The sequence below is a fragment of the Crassaminicella thermophila genome, assembly GCF_008152325.1.
Classification (GTDB): domain Bacteria; phylum Bacillota; class Clostridia; order Peptostreptococcales; family Thermotaleaceae; genus Crassaminicella_A; species Crassaminicella_A thermophila.
In genome coordinates this window covers 3,027,700-3,046,753 of record NZ_CP042243.1, presented here as the reverse complement: position 1 = coordinate 3,046,753, position 19,054 = coordinate 3,027,700, and the positions used below count along the sequence as shown (strand labels likewise).

The following is a 19,054-nucleotide window of genomic DNA, read 5'->3' as shown; positions in this document are numbered from 1 at the left end:
ATTACAACCTCCTTGAATAGAATAATTAAATATTTTTTTGCTAAAAAAACAAATATCCACAAAATATCCACAAAAATTGTGGATGATTCGAAAAAAAAAAGAAATTGTCAGGTATAAATTTTATAAACTAGGATATTAATAATTCTGTGGATAATATATTGATAAAATAGATATTTTAAATGTATTAAGAGTTTGTACACAGTTATAGAAAAATGTGAAAAAAAATATTCACAATAAAAAAATGGCAGAAAAAAAGAAAATATTGTTCAAAAACATAAGTTATACACACTTTTATCCACACACTGTGTATAAAAGTGAATATATTGAATAAATTCTCCACATATCAACAAGTTTATTTAATAATATCAAATTAAAAAAATGATTTCAATCAATATGCAAAAAATTATCCACAACAAAAAAATTTGGTGATAAAATTATCCACAAAAATCCAAAAAAATAACTACCTTGACATATTCTAAATACGAAGTTATAATTATTTAGTAAATGCTCATTTAAGATAATATGGACATTTTAATATATATGTGAGATTTTGAAGGAGGTGTTCGGAGTGAAAAGAACTTATCAGCCAAAGAAAAGACAAAGAAAGAAAGAACATGGATTCAGAAAAAGAATGAGCTCAAAATCAGGAAGAAATGTTTTAAAGAGACGTAGACAAAAAGGCAGAAAGAGATTGACTGCATAAGGCCGCATAATGTGGCCTTTTTCTATAAGGTGTTATTTTTAAAAGAGAATAGGTTTATTGGGTTGTATTTTGAAAGAAGGAAAAAATATGAAAGATACATTGCGATTAAGAGAAAATACTGATTTTAAAAAAATATATGCAAAAGGAGTTTCTTTAGCTAATAGATATTTGGTGTTGTTTTATATGAATAAGGAACAACAATATAATCGGGTAGGTTTCATTGCAAGTAAGAAAGTTGGAAAAAGTGTTGTAAGAAACAGGGCAAGAAGGTTAATGAAAGAGAGCTTTCGTATATATAGCTCTCAAGTAAAAAAAGGATATGACCTTATTTTTATTGCAAGAGCAAACATAAAAGATGCAACGTATAAAGATGTAGAGAAGGCAATGGTTCATATTCTGAAAAAATCAAAATTATTAAAATAGGTGAGAAATATTGAAGGAAATACTAATATGTTTGGTGAAAATATATAGAAAGTATATTTCTCCTTTGAAGCCACCCACTTGCAGATTTTATCCAACCTGTTCTCAATATACATTGCAAGCTTTAGAAAAGTATGGTGCAATAAAAGGCATATATATCAGTATAAAAAGAATTTTAAAATGTCATCCTTTTCATTCGGGAGGATATGACCCTTTAAAATAATAGAGTAGGGGGTAAATAATTTAATGCGTTTTTTAGCTAAACCAATGGGATATCTTTTATTATATTTGTATAACTTAATAGGAAACTATGGTATATCTATTATACTTTTTACAATCATTGTAAAATTAATTCTATTACCGTTGACATTGCAACAATTAAAAAATACAAGACAGATGTCTGAATTACAGCCAAAGCTTAAGGAACTTCAAGAAAAATATAAAAATGATAAAGAAAAACTTAACATTAAAACAATGGAATTATATAAGAAACACAAAATTAATCCTATGGGTGGTTGTTTACCGTTATTGATTCAGCTTCCAATAATATTTGGGTTGTTTTCAGTATTGAGAACTCCTACAGTATATATTACAGACCCTAAGTTTCTTCAAGCTATAAGTGAATCTTTTCTATGGATACCAAATTTAAGCAATCCAGACCCGATTATATTACCTATTTTGGCAGGAATTACAACTTATTTTTCAATGAGTACTGCTAATACAGGGGCTGCTGCACAAAATCAAACAATGAAAACAATGAATATGGTATTTCCTGTTATGATTCTTTGGTGGGGTCGTAGTTTTCCAGCAGGACTTACATTATATTGGGTTGTAAGTAATGCATTCCAAATGGTTCAGCAATATTTTATGCCAAAAGCTGTAACGTCTAAGGAGGAATTAAGTTAATATGAAATTCACAGAAAAAACAGGAAAAACTGTAGAAGAAGCTGTGAAAAATGCCCTTGAAGAATTAAAAGTTGCAAGAGATCAGGTGGAAGTAGAGGTAATAGAGGAACCAAGCAAAGGGTTTTTAGGCTTAATTGGGACAAGACTAGCAAAAGTAAGAGTTACAATTTTAGATAATCCAGAAGAAAAAGCGGTAGAATTTTTAAGTAATATGTTTAAAAATATGAAACTCGATGCAAATTTTAAAACAAAGTTAAAGGATAATACTTTGTACGTAGAAGTCTTTGGAGAAGACATGGGCGTGATTATAGGGAGAAGAGGACAGACACTAGATTCTATACAATATCTTGTGAGTTTGGTTGTTAATAAAGAAAGAGACAAGTATTTAAGAGTTGTACTAGATACGGAAGATTATCGCAGAAAAAGAGAACAGACATTAATTAGATTGGCTAATAAATTGGCACAACAAGTAAAAATTAAAAAACAAGATATTGTACTTGAGCCTATGAATCCTTATGAAAGAAGAATTATTCATTCAACTTTACAAAATCATCCTTATGTAGAGACAAGAAGCGAAGGAGAAGAGCCTTTTAGAAAGGTTGTAATTGCAGCAAAATAATATTAAAAAACCCAGTAGTGATTACTGGGTTTTGTTATTGTTTATGTTTATATTGGAATACTATAGATAGAAAAATCTATTAAAAAATGAGAAAAAGCATTATAATAATAATGATTTAAATAAAGAGGTGAGAATATGAGCGATACAATTGTAGCTATTGCTACGGCTCCAGGAGAAGCAGGAATTGGGATTGTGAGATTAAGTGGAGGAGAATCTTTAGAAATATTAGATAAAATTTTTGTTCCTACAAGAGGAGAATCTATAAAGGAGTATAAACCTAGAAGACTTACTCACGGCAAAATAATTGATCCTAAGACAAATCAAATAATTGATGAAGTATTGGTTACATATATGAAAGCACCATATACTTATACAGCAGAAGATGTGGTTGAAATTAACTGCCATGGAGGGATTGTACCTGTACGAAAAATATTAGAACTTGTTTTAAGATGTGGTGCAAGGATGGCAGAACGTGGAGAGTTTACAAAAAGAGCGTTTTTAAATGGAAGAATAGATCTTGCACAAGCTGAAGCAGTAATGGATTTAATTAGTGCAAAAACAGATAAGAGTTTTGATGTTGCTTTTGGACAGCTAGAAGGATCATTATCTAAAGAAGTAAAAAATATAAGAGAAAGTATCTTAGAAATGATGGCACATATTACAGTAAATATAGACTTTCCAGATGAGGATATTGAAGAAATTACCTATAAAGAGTTACAAGATAGTGCAAATTCAATTTATGAACGTATTGAAGGATTATTAGAAAGTGCACAGACAGGAAAAATTATAAAGGAAGGATTACATACAGTTATTATTGGAAAACCAAATGTTGGAAAGTCATCTTTAATGAATGCATTACTTAAAGAATCGAGAGCTATTGTAACAGAAGTTCCAGGAACAACAAGAGACATTATTGAAGAATTTGTTAGTATTAAAGGAATTCCTTTGAAGATTGTTGATACGGCTGGTATTCGAGAAACAGAAGATATTGTTGAAAAGATTGGTGTAGAGAGAAGTAAAGAGTTTTTCAACAAAGCAGATTTAGTGATTTTTGTACTGAATGCTTCAGAACCTTTGACTGATGAAGATAAACAAATTATGGAATTATTAAAGAATAGACAAACTATTATTTTAATGAATAAGACAGATTTACCAATGGTTTTGGATGAAGAAAATATAAGAAAAATACTTCCAAATAAAAAAATAATTAAAATATCTGTATTAGAAGGAAAAGGACTAAAAGAGCTGGAAGATACGATTGTAGAGATGGTTTATGGAGGAGAAGTAAGACAGAAAGAAGTCTCTTTTGTTACAAATGTAAGGCATAAAGATGCATTAGAGAGGGCAAAAACAAGTATTCAAGAAGGCATAGAGGCTATTAGACAAGGATTGCCACTAGATTTTGTTGAAGTAGATGTAAGAAATTGCTGGGAAGCTTTAGGTGAAATTACAGGAGATACTGTAGGAGAAGATGTTATAGATAAAATATTTGCAAATTTCTGTTTAGGGAAATAGGAGGTAAAAGGATGCTAGAGAAATTTGAAGCAGGAAATTTTGATGTTGTGGTTATTGGTGCTGGACATGCTGGTTGTGAAGCAGCACTAGCTTCAGCTCGTATGGGGTGTAGTACTTTATTATTATCTATAAATTTAGATTCTATTGCTATGATGCCTTGTAACCCTTCTATAGGAGGAACTGGGAAAGGACATCTTGTAAGGGAAATAGATGCTTTAGGTGGAGAAATGGGATTAAATATTGACAAGACTTTTATACAAAGTAGAATGTTAAATACGGCAAAAGGTCCTGCTGTACATTCATTAAGAGCACAAGCAGATAAACAGCTTTATCATATGGAAATGAAGAAAGTTTTAGAAAACCAAGAAAATCTTGATGTAAAACAAGGAGAAGTTGTTGAAATACTTGTAGAAGAAAATCGTGTTAAGGGTGTAGTTTTAAGTACAGGATCTGTGTATTATGCAAAAGCAGTAATAATGGCTACAGGAACTTATCTAGGAGGAAAAATATTTATTGGTAGTGTAAGCTATGAAAGCGGACCGAATGGATTAGCTCCTTCAAAACAATTAACAAAAAATTTAAAAGATATAGGCCTTAAAATGAGAAGGTTCAAAACAGGAACTCCTGCAAGGGTAGATCAAAAGACTTTAGATTTTTCAAAAATGGAGGAACAGCCTGGTGATGAAAAAATAGTTCCTTTCTCATTTATGAATGAATCTTTAGAAAAACAACAGACTTCTTGCTGGCTTACTTATACAAACGAAAATACTCATGAGATTATAAAAGAAAACATTCATCGTTCTGCTTTATATGGTGGAGAGATAGAAGGTACAGGTCCTAGATATTGTCCGTCTATTGAGGATAAGATTGTAAGATTTTCAGATAAAAAGAGACATCAATTATTTATAGAGCCTGAAGGATTAAATACAAATGAAATGTATGTACAAGGTATGTCTACAAGCCTTCCAGAAGATGTACAATTAAAGTTTTATAGAAGTATTCCAGGACTTGAGAATGTAAAAATTATGCGTCCTGCTTATGCTATTGAATATGATTGTATAGATCCATTGCAATTAAAATTAACTTTAGAGTGTAAAGATATTGAATACTTATTTTCTGCTGGACAATTTAATGGTAGCTCTGGTTATGAAGAAGCTGCTGCTCAGGGATTGATCGCAGGAATTAATGCTGTTTTAAAAATCAAAGGGAAAGAACCATTTACCCTTGATCGTTCAGAAGCATATATAGGTGTACTTATTGATGATTTAGTAACAAAAGGAACGAATGAACCATATAGAATGATGACATCTCGTGCAGAGTATCGATTGGTATTAAGACAAGACAATGCAGATTTGCGTCTTACAGAAAAGGGATATCAAATAGGGCTTGTAACAGAAGAAAGATATGAAAGATTTTTAAAGAAAAAAGAAAGCATTGAAAAAGAAATGAAGAGATTAAAAGAAACCATGGTAACCCCTGCTATGGCAAATGAATTTTTAGAAAGAATGAATACATCGCCTTTAAAAAGTGGAGCTTCTTTATATGATTTATTAAAAAGACCACAAATTACTTATGAAGATTTAAAAGAAATTGACAAAAACAGACCACAGCTTCCGCTACAAGTAATCGAACAATGTGAAGTGCAAATTAAATATGAAGGATATATTGGAAAACAATTAAATCAAATTGAACAATTTAAAAAGCTTGAAATGAAGAAATTAAATGCGAATATTGATTATAGTAAGATTGATGGATTAAGACTTGAAGCCCGTCAGAAACTAAATGATATAAAACCATTATCTGTAGGACAGGCATCTAGGATTTCAGGGGTATCACCTGCTGATATTTCTGTGCTTTTAATATATCTTGAGCAGCAGAGAAGAAAAAGGGGTGAATCGGATGAATAATAAGGAAATTCTAGAGAAAGGAGCCAAAGAATTAGGATTATATTTAAATGAATATCAAATTCAGCAATTTTTAAAGTATAAGGATTTGTTGATTGAATGGAATGAAAAAATAAACTTAACAGCTATTACAGAAGAAAAAGAGGTTATGATTAAGCACTTTTTGGATTCTATATCTTGTATAAGTCTTCCATATATTAAAGAAAATAGTAAAGTCATTGATGTAGGTACTGGTGCTGGGTTTCCAGGGATTCCAATCCATATTTATTATCCAAATGTTCGTTTGACTTTATTAGATTCCTTAAAAAAAAGAATAAATTTTTTAAAAGAAGTTTGTGAAAATTTAGGACTAGAAAGTGTAAATTTTGAGCATGGACGTGCTGAAGACTTTGGGAAAGATAAAAATTTTCGAGAAAAATATGATATAGCAGTTGCAAGGGCAGTGGCACAACTAAACGTATTATGTGAATATTGTTTGCCATTTGTTAAAGTTGGAGGGTATTTTGTTTGTCAAAAAGGTCCTAATATTGATGAAGAAATGAAGGATGCAAAAAAAGCAATAGAAATTTTAGGTGGTAAATTTATTGAAAAGAAGGATATAAAACTTCCATTTTCTCAGATTAGGCATAATGTTGTTGTTATACAAAAAATAAAAGAGACTTCGACGAAATATCCTCGAAAAGCTGGAACTCCGACGAAAAAACCTTTATAATAAGTATTTCTTTGAATATTTTGTTGAATAAAAGTGTTAGAAATTTAAAAAAAATGGGAGGAAGTTTGACTTTTTTGAAGAATAGATATTTAGAATAGTTATATAAGGGGAAGATTAGTGATGAGTAAAGACCAAAGCACAGCAGTTCTACAAGTTCCTGTTGATTCTATTCTACCAAATCCTTATCAACCTAGAAAGGTTTTTAAAAAAGGAAATTTAGAAGAATTAAGCGAATCGATAAAATTATATGGTGTATTACAGCCTATTAGTGTTAGAAAAATTGGTCAAGATCAGTACGAGTTGGTAGCTGGAGAAAGGAGACTTCGAGCGGCAAAGCTTGCAAATCTTGAAACCATACCTGCCATAGTCACAAAAATTACAGATCAGGATTCAGCAGTACTTGCTTTGATAGAAAATTTGCAAAGAGAAGATTTGAACTTTATAGAAGAAGCAGAAGGATATTTACATCTAATGGAAGATCATAATTTTACACAGCAGGAAATAGCACAAAAGGTCGGAAAAAATCAGTCTACTATTGCAAATAAGCTAAGGATTTTAAAATTACCTGAAAAAGTAAAGGATTTATTAATTGAAAATCACTTAACAGAAAGACACGGAAGGGCTCTGTTAAAATTACATGATGAAAAATTACAGTTAATGGTTTTAAAAGAAATCATAGATAAGGATTTAAATGTTAAAAAGACAGAAAAAAGAATTTGTGAAATATTAGATGAACTTACAAAACCAGAAGAAAAGACTAAAAAACGAATGAAAAGCGCCTTTAATTTTAGAATATATCTAAATACTCTAAAAAATGCGTACAATGCTATTAAAGAAGCTGGGTTAAATGCTGAATATAAACAATTAGATAGAGGGGAATATATAGAAGTTGTCGTAAAAATTCCTAAAAATAAATAAAAAAGTCGCAGGATCATAGTCCTACGGCTTTTTTAATGATATGAGTATATGTTAATTTTTATATTTTACCTAGTAATGTTAATATTCCTATTAGAATAAAAGTAAAACCAGCGGCAATCTGTAGATAGTTTGGAGAAATGAATCTTGTTATGTAAGTACCAGCTAAAACACCTAGTAATGTACTGAAAACTAAAGCACATGAAGCACCAATAAAGACACCTAATATAGATTTTGACTGAGTAGCTAATAGCATGGTTTGTAATTGTGTTTTATCACCTAATTCAGCTATGAATACCAACCAAAACGCAGTCATAATAATTCTTAGCATGTATTTTGTCCTCCTATATAAAGGAATATAGTATTTTATATTTATATAGCTATGCTTTTACATTATATTCAAAACTATAATAGGTTATTACGAGCTTTTGATTATGTTTTCAAAATATTTGAATTTTTAGAAGGAATAGAGAAGCCTATCACGAAATTAATAGGTATTATAATATTCGTGAGAGGTGGTAAGGATGGGAAAAGTAATTGCTATTTTCAATCAAAAAGGCGGGGTTGGAAAAACCACTACAAATGTAAATTTAAGTGCTTGTTTAGCAGCTAAGGGGAAAAAAATATTGGTAGTAGATATTGATCCACAGGGAAATACGACTAGTGGTTTTGGAATAGATAAAAATACAGTTCCTTTTAGCATGTATGATCTTTTGATAGATAATGTGGATATTTATCAATGTATTGTTAATACGAGCAGAGAAAATCTTTTTGTTATTCCTTCAAGTGTACAATTAGCAGGTGCAGAAATTGAGTTAACAGGAATGGAAAATAGAGAAAAAAGACTAAAAAATGCAATTGATAAAGTAAAAGATGACTATGATTATATTTTTATAGATTGTCCTCCATCCCTTGGGCTTTTAACTATTAATTCATTGACAGCAGTAGATAGTGTAATGATTCCTATTCAGTGCGAGTATTATGCGTTAGAAGGAGTAAGCCAATTAATGAATACAATTGAACTTGTTCGCGAAAATTTAAACCCTAAATTAGAGATTCAAGGTGTAGTACTTAGCATGTTTGATGGAAGAACAAATCTTTCTATACAAGTTGTAGATGAAGTAAAAAAATATTTTAAAGGGAATGTATACACAACAATAATTCCTAGAAATGTTCGATTAGCAGAAGCTCCTAGTTATGGTCAATCAATTATTGAATATGATCCAAAATGTAAAGGAGCTGAAGCATACTCTGAATTTGCAGATGAATTTTTATACTTAGAAGAAGATATAAATGAGGGTGTGATATAGATGGCAAAAAGAAAAGGTGGTTTAGGAAAGGGGTTAAGTGCGCTTATTCCTGAAATAAAGGATTCATATGAAAAAAATAAAGGAGATATTGAAAAAATTCCACTCAATGAAATCCAACCAAATAAAAAGCAACCACGAAAAAATTTTGACCAAGAAAAACTAAATGCTTTAGCAGAATCTATAAAGATGCATGGAATTATTCAGCCGATTGTAGTAAGACCTATAGAGAAAGGATATGAGATTGTAGCTGGAGAAAGAAGATGGAAAGCTTGCAGGCAAGCAGGGATTCAAGAAGTACCATGTATTATAAGAGAAATGGATGAAAAAGAGAGGATGGAGATTGCTTTAATTGAAAATTTGCAAAGAGAAGATTTAAATCCAATTGAAGAGGCTTTAGCATATAAAATGTTGATGGAAACTTACCAATTAACACAAGAAGAAATATCATCAACCATTGGAAAAAGTAGACCATATATAGCTAATACAATAAGGCTTCTTAATCTTACAGAAGAAGTAAGAGACATGTTAATAGATAATTTATTGTCTAGCGGTCATGCAAGAGCATTGCTAAGAATTGAAGATAAAAAAATGCAAAAAGAATTTGCTCAAAAAGTAATTGAAAATAAGTTATCTGTTAGAGAAACGGAAAATATGGTTGCAAGGATTATAGGTCAAAAAAAAGATAAGCCAAAGAAAGAGAAAATAAAAGATAGTGGATTATCTTTTATAGAAGACCTATTAAAAGAAAGACTTGCTACAAAGGTGAATATTATAAAAGGGAAGAAAAAAGGGAAAATAGAAATTGAGTATTATAGTGAAGAGGATTTAGAGAGATTGGTAGAATTATTACAGGGAAATTGATGTTTCGCGTGAAACTTTATTAAATAAACCGCTGTTTTAAGCGGTTTATTTAAATGTATAAATATAATATTAGAATTAGGAGAAGAAAATGAAACAGAATACAAGCTTCTTACATTTTTCTGCATTAGAATTCTTTTTTTGGGCTACATTTGCTGCGTATTATCCTTATTTGGTAATTTTTCTTGATAGTAAAGGGCTTAATAATATGGAAATAGGAACTATTTTAAGCATAAATGCTTGCATATCTATTTTTGCTCAGCCTTTTTGGGGAATTATAAGTGATAAAATAAAGTCTATAAAAAAGGTTTTTATACTTCTGTTATTTATAGCCATTTTATGCATTGGTTCTCTTCCTATCTATGAAGGGGTTATTTTATTGGGAATTGTATTTGCTGTTATTACTTTTTTTGAAAGTGCATTACCTCCTCTATTAGATAGTTGGGTTATTATGGCTATTCAAGAAGAAAAAAATATATCTTATGGAAGTATAAGATTGTGGGGTTCTATAGGCTTTGCATTGATGGTATATGTTTTTGGAAAGTTAATGGAAATAAAGGGAATATCTATATTATTTTTGTGTTATTCTTTATTTGGTATGGTTACAATAGTTTTATGTAGTAGGATAGGCGTAGATCATGGAATTCATTCCTCAAAAATTAAAAATATAAAAATAAGCAAATTGTTAATGAATTATGAGTATAGTACTTTTTTAATATTTTCAGTTGGAATTTTTATTCCTTACAAAGCAGCTTTTGCTTTTTTACCAAGGTTAGTTGAAGCTGTTGGAGGAAGTAAAGTCCATTTAGGGATTTCCCTTTCAGTGATGGCATTAAGTGAAGTACCATTGTTTCTTTTTTTAAATAGATTTATACATAAAGTAAAACCTATTTTTGTGATTTTATTTTCAACGATATTTTTTATTTTGAGACAATACCTTTTTTCTATTGCTTCTTCACCTATTCATATAATATTTATTCAAGGACTTCAGGGACTTTCTTTTGGTGTATTCTTAACAGGAGCAGTGTATTATATATATTCTTTAGCGCCACAAGAATTAAAGGCAACAGCACAAACTTTTGGGTCAGCTGTATATATGGGGATTGGTGGAATAATAGGAAACTATGGTGGTGGATGGGTTATTGACCATTATGGGCTTAAAAATCTTTACCACTTGGGAGGATATCTTAGCTTAGGCATAACGATTTTATTTATTTTATCTATTTATTTTAGAAAAATGAAAAAACAACTCGAGAGATAATACTTTTTTATTTGATATAATATAGATAAGCAACTTTAAAATATAAAAAGAACGTTCTTTTATATTTCACTTTGAAAAGGAGGATTAAAATGAATCAAGATGTACATATGAAATCCTTATTAGATATTCCAGAAGAATTATATATGGAAGATTTTACACCTATGGAAGAAAGACTTAAAAATACAGACATAGAAAAAGAATTTCAAAAGCTGAAAGAGGAAGTTGGAAGCAAATACTTTGAAAAGTATTTCAATAGTTTGATTAAAATAAAAAGGTATGAAAAGGATATGATTATTATTACACATAGTGAAAATTACAGAGCGATTATAATTAGAGAGTATTTACATTTGTTGAAAAAAATATTTAATGTATCGAATGTTATTATTGTAGCCCAATCAAAATAATTAAAGTGTACGGATAATGTTTCATGTGAAACAGTATATACATACAATAGTAAAAAGAACAAATATAAAGGTGAGGTGTCTATAGTGATTTATTTAGATAATGCTGCAACAACCTTCCCAAAACCAGAAAATGTATATCGATCAATGGATGAGTGTATGAGAAAATATGGAGCAAATCCTGGTAGGTCAGGGCATAAGTTAGCTTTAGAAGCAGGTAGAGCCATATATAAAACAAGAGAATTGATTTGTCAGTTGTTTAATATTGATAATCCTATGCAGATTATTTTTACTTGCAATGCAACAGATTCATTGAATTTAGCTTTAAAAGGATTATTAAAATCAGGAGATCATGTTATTACGACAAGTATGGAACATAATTCTATGATAAGACCTATTGTTTCACTTGAAAAATTAGGTGTAGAACATACTGTTGTTCAATGTGATAAAGATGGCATAATTGATCCAAAGATGATTCAAAAGGAAATAAAAGAAAATACAAAGTTGATTGCTATGACTCATGCATCTAATGTAACAGGTACATTGATGCCTATAGAGGAAGTAGGGAAAATTGCAAAAAGAAATGGAGTTTTATTATTAGTGGATGCAGCTCAAACAGCAGGAGTTTATCCAATAGATGTTAAAAAAATGAATATAGATTTGCTTGCAGCACCGGGGCACAAAGGGCTATTAGGACCGCAGGGTACAGGTATTTTATATATAAAAGAAGGATTAGTCTTAAAACAAATGAAGGAAGGAGGAACAGGAAGCAAATCTGAACTGCTTACTCAGCCGGATATATTGCCAGATCGATATGAAAGTGGAACACCAAACACACCAGGAATTGTGGGATTAGGAGCCGGTATTGAATTCATTCAAAATGAAGGATTAGATAAGATTCGAAAGCATGAAGAAGCATTAACTGATTATATGATTTGTGAATTGAAAAAGATCAAGAAAATAAAAATATATGGTCCAAAAGATGCAAAAAAACAGGCAGCTGTTATATCTATTAATATTGGTGATGAAGATTCATCAGAGGTAAGCTATGTATTAGATAAAGTTTTTAATATAGCTGTTCGCTCAGGATTACACTGTGCACCATTGGCTCATAAGACTATAGGAACATTTGAGCAAGGGACAGTAAGATTTAGTTTAGGATATTTTACAACTAAAGAAGATGTAAAAAAAGCAGTAGAAGCTTTAAAGAAAATATGTAAAGAATTGGATTCATAAACGAATTGAAAAATAACACTCATAAACAAAGCTTTAGAGAAAACTATGATTCATAATTTTGAAAAATCCTAACGCACCTAATAAAGACGTCCTGTCTTGTAGGATGCTGGCTTAGCATCCATGCTAAGCCTACGGATTTTTTTGAAATTCTTCATCAAGTTTTCTTTACTAAAACTTTGCAATTATTCGCTTGTATTTTTCATTCACAAATTTTATTTTGTCTATAGTCTGTAGCATGTACGAAAAGCATACATGCTATTTATTTTTTTATGTTTTCATGAGATAATATAATGCGTAGAAAAAGTATAGTAAAGGAGGAAAGACATGAATTACATAGTTGATATTATAAAAGAAAATCCTGAAATTATTATTTTTTATAGTTTGGTTATGAGTTTATTATCACTTATCATTTTATGTATACAGGGAGGGAGATTATCAAGGTTAAGAAAAAAATATGAGATTTTATCAAATAATGTAGAAGGAAAAAATATAGAAGAAATTATTCATGGATATTATGATAAAATAAATAATTTAAATGAGAGAATGCATGAAATAGATATATTAGTAGAAAAAATACAAGAGAAGCTACTTTATAGCATTCAAAAAGTAGGAATGGTTCAATATAATGCTTTTGATGATGTAGGAGGAAGCTTAAGTTTTTCTATTGCAATGTTAGATGAACAGAATAATGGATTTATTTTAACAAGTATATATGGTAGAAGCAATCATGCTGTTTATGGTAAACCTATAAAAAATGGGAAGGCATCTCAAACCCTTTCTGTTGAGGAACTTCAGGCATTAGACCGAGCAAAGAATAAATCTTTAGATGTATATGTAAAAATGGCATAATTTAAGTATAAATAAAAAACCTTCTAGTTATAATACAGCTAGGAGGTGTTTATATTGCCAAGAATAGTGGCTATACAAGATAACCTTAAAAATATAGGAAAAGAATTAGAAGCTAGAGGATATGAAGTGGTACATGAAGATTATGATGGATATGTAGATGCTATTTTGTATGATAGTGATTGTAGTCGTTTAAGTTATCTACATAATTTTGATAATGTTATTGATATGAATAGAGGTGCTATTGTAATAGATGTAAAAAATAAAGAAATTAATAAAATTATTTATGCTCTAGAAAATAGGGCGTATGAATCTTTATTCTAATACTGAACAATGAGCAGCCATAATCTAGTTAAGATTAGACTGCTCTTTTTCTATTTGTCTTAAAAACTTCCATATACCATAGTGAATGCCTTCAGAAATTGCATCAGCCATTTTCATTACTAGGCTAAGTCTTGTATTTTGCAAAACAATGTATTCCATGAATCCACCAAGATTTACAATGCCTGTAATATGAATATTTCCTACAGGAGGTAGGTTTTTATTTACTCCAGCACCAGGTTTTAATGGTCCATGACCTATTGTAATATGGCCTACTCTTTCAAACTTTCCTAGACAAGCATCAATAGCAACAACAAAGGGCTTATGATACGTTTTTGAAATAAAATCAACACAAGTGTCAAGATTTTTTGCATGAACAGGCTGTTCCAATGTACCGTGAACAAAAACATTTTTATATCTTTTTAAAAATTTTTCTAATTTGTAACCGATCAAAGGGCCTAAAGAATCGCCTGTAGAGCGATCTGTTCCAATACACATAATCACCAAATCATTGTACTCGCTTGTGAAGTAAACATTTAGATAATTTATAAAGGCTTTATGAAAATCATGAACAGCTAGGGGGGAGTTTATATCGATCGATTGACTAGGCAAAGAAACAGCAGTATTCATAAGCAAGTTTCACACTCCTCTATTATAGTATAGTAAAAGTTTTTCCGAAACATGACTATTAAATTCATTGCCAAGATATTTTGTTTAAAGAAGATAATGGATATTTTTAAATACTTATAAATTTGTGGCATTTCCCTGGAAATAGGTTTATTTAAAATCAATAAACTTGGTTAAACTATATAAAAGTGTTAGTGATTAGGAGGAACAAATGGTGAATAGAGAAGTTGTTTCTGATAAGCAAGGTATAGCCATTATGATTTTATTTTTAACAGGCTCTACATCAATATTTGTAACTGGGCTAGATGCTAAAAAAGATTTATGGATAGCTATTATTTTAGCTATATTCATGGTATTGCCAATGATTATGATATTTGCTAGACTTCATTATATTTTTCCAGGGAAAGACTTATTTGATATTTTTGAAATTTGTTTTGGAAAGTTTGTTGGAAGAATTATGATGATTGTATTTACTTGGTATACTTTTTATTGGACAGCTGATGTTTTAAATAATTATGCTTTCTTTATTAGAACAGTGAATTTATGGGAAACTCCTAAAATTATATTTATTATCATTTTAGGAATTCTATGTGCCTGGGGTATAAAGGAAGGGATTGAAGTTTTGGGCAGGTGGGCAGAGCTTTTTTTAATAATCGTTATTATAGGCATATGGGTTGCATTATCATTATTGATTCCAAATATGAACTTTCATAACATGCAACCTGTATTATATAATGGATTTAAACCTGTTTTGAAAGGTGCTTACAGTGTATTTACACAACCATTTGTTCAAACAGTAGCTTTTACAATGGCTTTTACCTATTTAAAAAGAAAAAAGTCTTCTTATAAAGTTTATATAATAGGGTTATTTATAGGATCAATATTAACTTTTATGATTTCTGTAACGAATATTTTGGTTATAGGAATAGATGAGGCAACAAGGGTGTACTATCCTTCCTATGTTACGGTTGCAAGAGTGGATATACGTGATTTTATACAAAGGTTAGAAGTAATTATAGCCATTGTATTTATATTAGGAGGTTTTATAAAAATAAGCATATTGTTATTATGTACCTGTAAAGGAATGACCAAAATATTTGGCTGTAAAGATTATCGATTGATGATTATTCCCATTACTTTAATGATTATGAATATAGCTTATTTTCAGTATGATAGTGTACAGCATTATTTTCAATTCAATACAGAAATATGGGCAAGCTACTTTTTTCCTTTTCAAGTAATCTTACCCATAATTACATGGATTATTGCTGAAACAAAAAAATACCGATGAATCGGTATTTTTATGATAAATGACTTTTTATTATAGCATATACTTTTTCACTAAGAACATTTTCATCTTCTTTTGTTAAATTTGTAGTATGGATAGGTTGAGATATTGTAACTTTGACTTCTGCTGGTTTAATTAATTTTTTGTTGCCTTCCATGATTTTATAAGAACCATCAATGGTGATAGGAACAATGGGAACCTTTGCTTTTGTAGCAAGCTTTAGGCTTCCTTTTTTGAATTCTCCCATTTTAGGACCTTTGCTTCTTGTACCCTCAGGAAAAATTACCATAGAATGTCCATCTTTTAAAGTTTTAATTCCTTTATTAATAGCTTTTAAAGACTGTCTAGGATTATCCCTATCGATAAAAATACATTTTTGTCTTTCCATCCATTTTCCAAATACAGGTATTTTTGAAAGTTCTATTTTTGCAATAAAGGCTTTAGGTTTATCAATAAAACCAAAAAGAATTGGAATATCAAAATTTCCTTGATGATTACTAACAAATAAAACAGGTCCTTTAGGTATATTTTCAATTCCAAATACATGTATTTTTGAACCTGTTGCATTTACAATACTTTTACCCCAATTCATAGCAATTTTGTGAAGTAAATCATGCATTTCCTGCATTCTTCCTTCTTTTTCTAATTTGTTAATCTTCCATTCTTTAGGGAACAAAAAAATTAGATATACGATAAAATAAATAGCCATATATATAGTTCGAAACATAGAAAAAACACATCCTTTCTTTTTATATAATAGCATAAAAAGCAAAAAAAATCCTCCTTAGATTCTTGCTAAGAAGGATTTCAAAAGACTTATTTACTTTTTTATATGACCGCCTTCTATTAAAAAGTTTAAAACAAGTTTTTGTTCTTGAGGGTCTTCAACTTCTACTATAATATCATCAGGATGTTCTTGTAAAATATACATTGCTCCTATAATTGATTTTGCATTTACTTTAATTTCTTCAGACTTTAAATAAACCTTTCCTTTAAGCTTAGAAACAAAATTTACAAAATTGTTCACATCTGTTATTTTAGAGAATTTTGCTTTCATATGTACATTCCTCCTTTAATTTTTATATTTTTCTCAATATATCATATATGTATACCTATTTACAATAAGATTTTTGCTCATTTATCTTATGAAAATATATAAATAATTTATTTTGTATATATTCACTATTTTGCATAAGCATAATTCCTCCGAGTACAAGTAGAATACCAATAAATTGTAAAGGATTTAGGGTTTCTTTATAAAAAATATAACCTATTAGTGCTGCTGTGGGAATTTCAATATTTCCAATGATTGCAGTTTTTACAGCACCTATATATTGGATTGCTGTATACATTAGTATACCAGGAGGAATTTGACATATAAAAACAAGTAAAGCTACGTTTATCAACTGGAATTTAGTTATATTTATATGAAGTAGCTGTTTAGGAAATCTAAAAATAATCAGATTCAAAAATATAAAAGTAGATGAATAAGTTGACAAAATAAAAGGTGGTATTCTGTTTTCAAACTTTTCAAGGAAAATATTTGAGAATGCAAGAAAAAAAGCACCTCCAAGGCCCAATAAAGTACCTTTTAAAGAAAAAGATGTATTTATGTGCAATATATCTAAAACTAGAATACAGCCTAAAAAAGTAATTATGACAGATAATATTATGACTTTGTTTAATTTTATTTTTGAAAAAAATGAAGAAAAAATTGTAATCCAAATAGGATAAGTGAATAACAAAATGGTTGCAATGGATATATCAAGATATTTAAAGGATTCATAATAAAATATACTTACAGAGCTTTGTAAAAACATGCCAATAAAAAAGAGTTTTATAAGATCATTTTTATTTATTTTTATTTGATTTTTATATTTTAAAAATGCTATTATCCACATAGTTGGAATTGTAATTATATATTGTAAAATTAAGATGCTAGCAGAATCTAGACCACTGCCTTGGGCAAGCTTTACAAAAAGTCCTGAAAATCCAAAAAAAATAGCTGATAAAATACCAGCAATATATCCTTTTTGTGTATGATTTATGTTGCATTTTAACATAATAGTTTCTCCTAAAGCAATATTTTTATAGTTAATGGTAAAAATAATGTATATGCATATTGTACAATAAAGAATCAAAGAAGACAATGTATATAAGAAAGATGAAAAGGAAGAATAAATATGACATATTTTATTTTAATATTGGGATTTGTCTTATTGATAAAAGGAGCAGATTATTTTGTTGATGCAGCATCAAATATTGCAAGTATACTTAGGATTTCTCCAATATTAATAGGACTTACTATTGTTGCTTTTGGTACAAGTTCTCCAGAAGCAGCTGTAAGTATTAGAGCAGCAATGAAAGGAAATAATGGAATTGCACTAGGAAATGTTATAGGAAGTAATATGTTTAATATGTCTCTTGTTGTAGGGATTACAGCTTTTATAAATCCTTTAAAAGTTGAAAAAGAAACAGTAAGAAAGGAAATTCCTTTTACTTTATTATCAAGTGTTTTATTATTGATTGTCATGATGGATATAAGGTTACAGGCGATGTCTTCTAATCAACTTACAAGAGGAGATGGATTGGTATTATTATCTTTTTTTACTATATTTTTATATTATCTTTTCGAAGTTGCAAGAAACAGCAAAGAAAAAAATGATGAAGAGAAAAATCCTTTGCTAAGAAATATGAGAAAAAATATTATTTTTACAGTAGGAGGGCTTACTGCAATCGTTTTAGGAGGAGAACTTGTAGTAAAAAGTAGTAAAGAGATTGCCTATTCATTAGGGATGAGTGAGACTTTGGTTGGATTAAGTATTGCAGCAGTAGGAACATCTTTACCTGAAATGATTACGTGTATTACTGCAGCTGCTAAAAAACATAGTGACATTGCTGTTGGAAATATTGTTGGGAGTAATATTTTTAATATATTGTTTGTATTAGGAACTTCTTCTGTTATATCTCCTATATATGTAGAAGAAAAGATCTTTATAGATGTATTATTTATGATTGTTTATACAAGTATATTACTGATTTTTTCTAGAACATATCATAAAGTATCAAGGCTTGAAGGTGCGATTTTATTTTTATCATATATTTTATATGCAATATATATTATTATAAGAAGGTAGAAATCAAAAACTTATCTTGCTCTTATTCGTATAGTTTAATATACTTAATTTGTTATGAAATAAAAGGGGGAAATA

23 protein-coding genes are annotated in these 19,054 nt (G+C 29.5%); 18 read left to right on the top strand and 5 right to left on the bottom strand.

What is annotated here, in order from left to right:
• Window positions 1-568 precede the first annotated feature (568 nt).
• From rpmH to noc, 9 genes are all read left to right on the top strand, one after another.
• Window positions 569-703, top strand: a complete 135-nt coding sequence (rpmH, locus tag FQB35_RS15400) for a 50S ribosomal protein L34 (protein ID WP_148810707.1) — start codon at window positions 569-571, stop codon at window positions 701-703.
• 87 nt (window positions 704-790) lie between these two features.
• On the top strand, window positions 791-1,126 hold the full coding sequence (gene rnpA / locus FQB35_RS15395) for a ribonuclease P protein component (RefSeq protein ID WP_148810706.1): 336 nt from the start codon (window positions 791-793) through the stop codon (window positions 1,124-1,126).
• Window positions 1,127-1,136: 10 nt separating this feature from the next.
• Complete coding sequence (gene yidD / locus FQB35_RS15390; RefSeq protein ID WP_148810705.1) at window positions 1,137-1,346, top strand: membrane protein insertion efficiency factor YidD; 210 nt, start codon at window positions 1,137-1,139, stop codon at window positions 1,344-1,346.
• Window positions 1,347-1,369: 23 nt separating this feature from the next.
• Window positions 1,370-2,029 carry a YidC/Oxa1 family membrane protein insertase gene (locus FQB35_RS15385; protein ID WP_148810704.1) on the top strand — a complete coding sequence of 220 codons (660 nt, stop codon included), beginning with the start codon at window positions 1,370-1,372 and terminating at the stop codon, window positions 2,027-2,029.
• Between the two features lies 1 nt (window position 2,030).
• Window positions 2,031-2,648 carry an RNA-binding cell elongation regulator Jag/EloR gene (gene jag, locus FQB35_RS15380; protein WP_148810703.1) on the top strand — a complete coding sequence of 206 codons (618 nt, stop codon included), beginning with the start codon at window positions 2,031-2,033 and terminating at the stop codon, window positions 2,646-2,648.
• A 135-nt stretch (window positions 2,649-2,783) separates the two neighbouring features.
• The gene (mnmE, locus tag FQB35_RS15375) at window positions 2,784-4,163 is read left to right on the top strand and encodes a tRNA uridine-5-carboxymethylaminomethyl(34) synthesis GTPase MnmE (RefSeq protein ID WP_148810702.1); all 1,380 of its coding nucleotides are present in this window, start codon (window positions 2,784-2,786) and stop codon (window positions 4,161-4,163) included.
• Window positions 4,164-4,174: 11 nt separating this feature from the next.
• Window positions 4,175-6,070 carry a tRNA uridine-5-carboxymethylaminomethyl(34) synthesis enzyme MnmG gene (mnmG, locus tag FQB35_RS15370; protein WP_148810701.1) on the top strand — a complete coding sequence of 632 codons (1,896 nt, stop codon included), beginning with the start codon at window positions 4,175-4,177 and terminating at the stop codon, window positions 6,068-6,070.
• A complete protein-coding gene (gene rsmG, locus FQB35_RS15365) occupies window positions 6,063-6,779 on the top strand; it encodes a 16S rRNA (guanine(527)-N(7))-methyltransferase RsmG (RefSeq protein WP_148810700.1) in 717 nt (238 codons plus the stop codon). Before mnmG ends, rsmG begins: the two co-directional genes overlap by 8 nt.
• Before the next feature lie 120 nt (window positions 6,780-6,899).
• Entirely contained in the window at window positions 6,900-7,697 is a 798-nt protein-coding gene (gene noc / locus FQB35_RS15360) for a nucleoid occlusion protein (protein WP_148810699.1), read from the top strand.
• A gap of 58 nt (window positions 7,698-7,755) precedes the next feature.
• On the opposite strand, the gene FQB35_RS15355 is transcribed toward noc, so the two are convergent.
• Entirely contained in the window at window positions 7,756-8,025 is a 270-nt protein-coding gene (locus tag FQB35_RS15355; protein ID WP_148810698.1) for a TMEM165/GDT1 family protein, read from the bottom strand.
• A 193-nt stretch (window positions 8,026-8,218) separates the two neighbouring features.
• Between FQB35_RS15355 and FQB35_RS15350 the strand changes: the two genes are divergently transcribed.
• The 7 genes from FQB35_RS15350 (at window position 8,219) to FQB35_RS15320 (ending at window position 13,930) form a co-directional block, all read left to right on the top strand.
• Window positions 8,219-9,004 carry a ParA family protein gene (locus FQB35_RS15350; RefSeq protein WP_148810697.1) on the top strand — a complete coding sequence of 262 codons (786 nt, stop codon included), beginning with the start codon at window positions 8,219-8,221 and terminating at the stop codon, window positions 9,002-9,004.
• Entirely contained in the window at window positions 9,005-9,865 is an 861-nt protein-coding gene (locus FQB35_RS15345; protein ID WP_148810696.1) for a ParB/RepB/Spo0J family partition protein, read from the top strand.
• An 88-nt stretch (window positions 9,866-9,953) separates the two neighbouring features.
• Complete coding sequence (locus FQB35_RS15340) at window positions 9,954-11,123, top strand: MFS transporter (protein WP_148810695.1); 1,170 nt, start codon at window positions 9,954-9,956, stop codon at window positions 11,121-11,123.
• Between the two features lie 89 nt (window positions 11,124-11,212).
• Window positions 11,213-11,527 (top strand): hypothetical protein, encoded by a 315-nt coding sequence (locus FQB35_RS15335; RefSeq protein ID WP_148810694.1) that lies wholly within the window; start codon window positions 11,213-11,215, stop codon window positions 11,525-11,527.
• 84 nt (window positions 11,528-11,611) lie between these two features.
• The gene (locus FQB35_RS15330) at window positions 11,612-12,760 is read left to right on the top strand and encodes an aminotransferase class V-fold PLP-dependent enzyme (RefSeq protein WP_148810693.1); all 1,149 of its coding nucleotides are present in this window, start codon (window positions 11,612-11,614) and stop codon (window positions 12,758-12,760) included.
• 324 nt (window positions 12,761-13,084) lie between these two features.
• The gene (locus FQB35_RS15325; RefSeq protein ID WP_148810692.1) at window positions 13,085-13,609 is read left to right on the top strand and encodes a DUF4446 family protein; all 525 of its coding nucleotides are present in this window, start codon (window positions 13,085-13,087) and stop codon (window positions 13,607-13,609) included.
• A 54-nt stretch (window positions 13,610-13,663) separates the two neighbouring features.
• Window positions 13,664-13,930, top strand: coding sequence for a YkuS family protein (locus tag FQB35_RS15320; protein WP_168198386.1), 267 nt, complete (start codon window positions 13,664-13,666; stop codon window positions 13,928-13,930).
• Window positions 13,931-13,954: 24 nt separating this feature from the next.
• Here the strand turns inward: FQB35_RS15320 and yyaC are convergent, their stop codons facing one another.
• On the bottom strand, window positions 13,955-14,557 hold the full coding sequence (gene yyaC / locus FQB35_RS15315; RefSeq protein WP_148810885.1) for a spore protease YyaC: 603 nt from the start codon (window positions 14,555-14,557) through the stop codon (window positions 13,955-13,957).
• Between the two features lie 208 nt (window positions 14,558-14,765).
• Between yyaC and FQB35_RS15310 the strand changes: the two genes are divergently transcribed.
• A complete protein-coding gene (locus FQB35_RS15310) occupies window positions 14,766-15,845 on the top strand; it encodes a GerAB/ArcD/ProY family transporter (protein ID WP_148810690.1) in 1,080 nt (359 codons plus the stop codon).
• Window positions 15,846-15,855: 10 nt separating this feature from the next.
• On the opposite strand, the gene FQB35_RS15305 is transcribed toward FQB35_RS15310, so the two are convergent.
• The 3 genes from FQB35_RS15305 to FQB35_RS15295 are packed head-to-tail and all read right to left on the bottom strand — an operon-like array spanning window position 15,856 to window position 17,905.
• Window positions 15,856-16,605 carry a lysophospholipid acyltransferase family protein gene (locus tag FQB35_RS15305; RefSeq protein WP_333473069.1) on the bottom strand — a complete coding sequence of 250 codons (750 nt, stop codon included), beginning with the start codon at window positions 16,603-16,605 and terminating at the stop codon, window positions 15,856-15,858.
• A gap of 57 nt (window positions 16,606-16,662) precedes the next feature.
• Entirely contained in the window at window positions 16,663-16,899 is a 237-nt protein-coding gene (locus FQB35_RS15300) for an HPr family phosphocarrier protein (RefSeq protein WP_148810689.1), read from the bottom strand.
• Between the two features lie 55 nt (window positions 16,900-16,954).
• Window positions 16,955-17,905, bottom strand: a complete 951-nt coding sequence (locus tag FQB35_RS15295) for a DMT family transporter (RefSeq protein WP_148810688.1) — start codon at window positions 17,903-17,905, stop codon at window positions 16,955-16,957.
• Window positions 17,906-18,025: 120 nt separating this feature from the next.
• On the opposite strand from FQB35_RS15295, the gene FQB35_RS15290 reads away from it, so the two are divergent.
• Window positions 18,026-18,979 (top strand): calcium/sodium antiporter, encoded by a 954-nt coding sequence (locus FQB35_RS15290; protein WP_148810687.1) that lies wholly within the window; start codon window positions 18,026-18,028, stop codon window positions 18,977-18,979.
• Window positions 18,980-19,054: the final 75 nt, after the last annotated feature.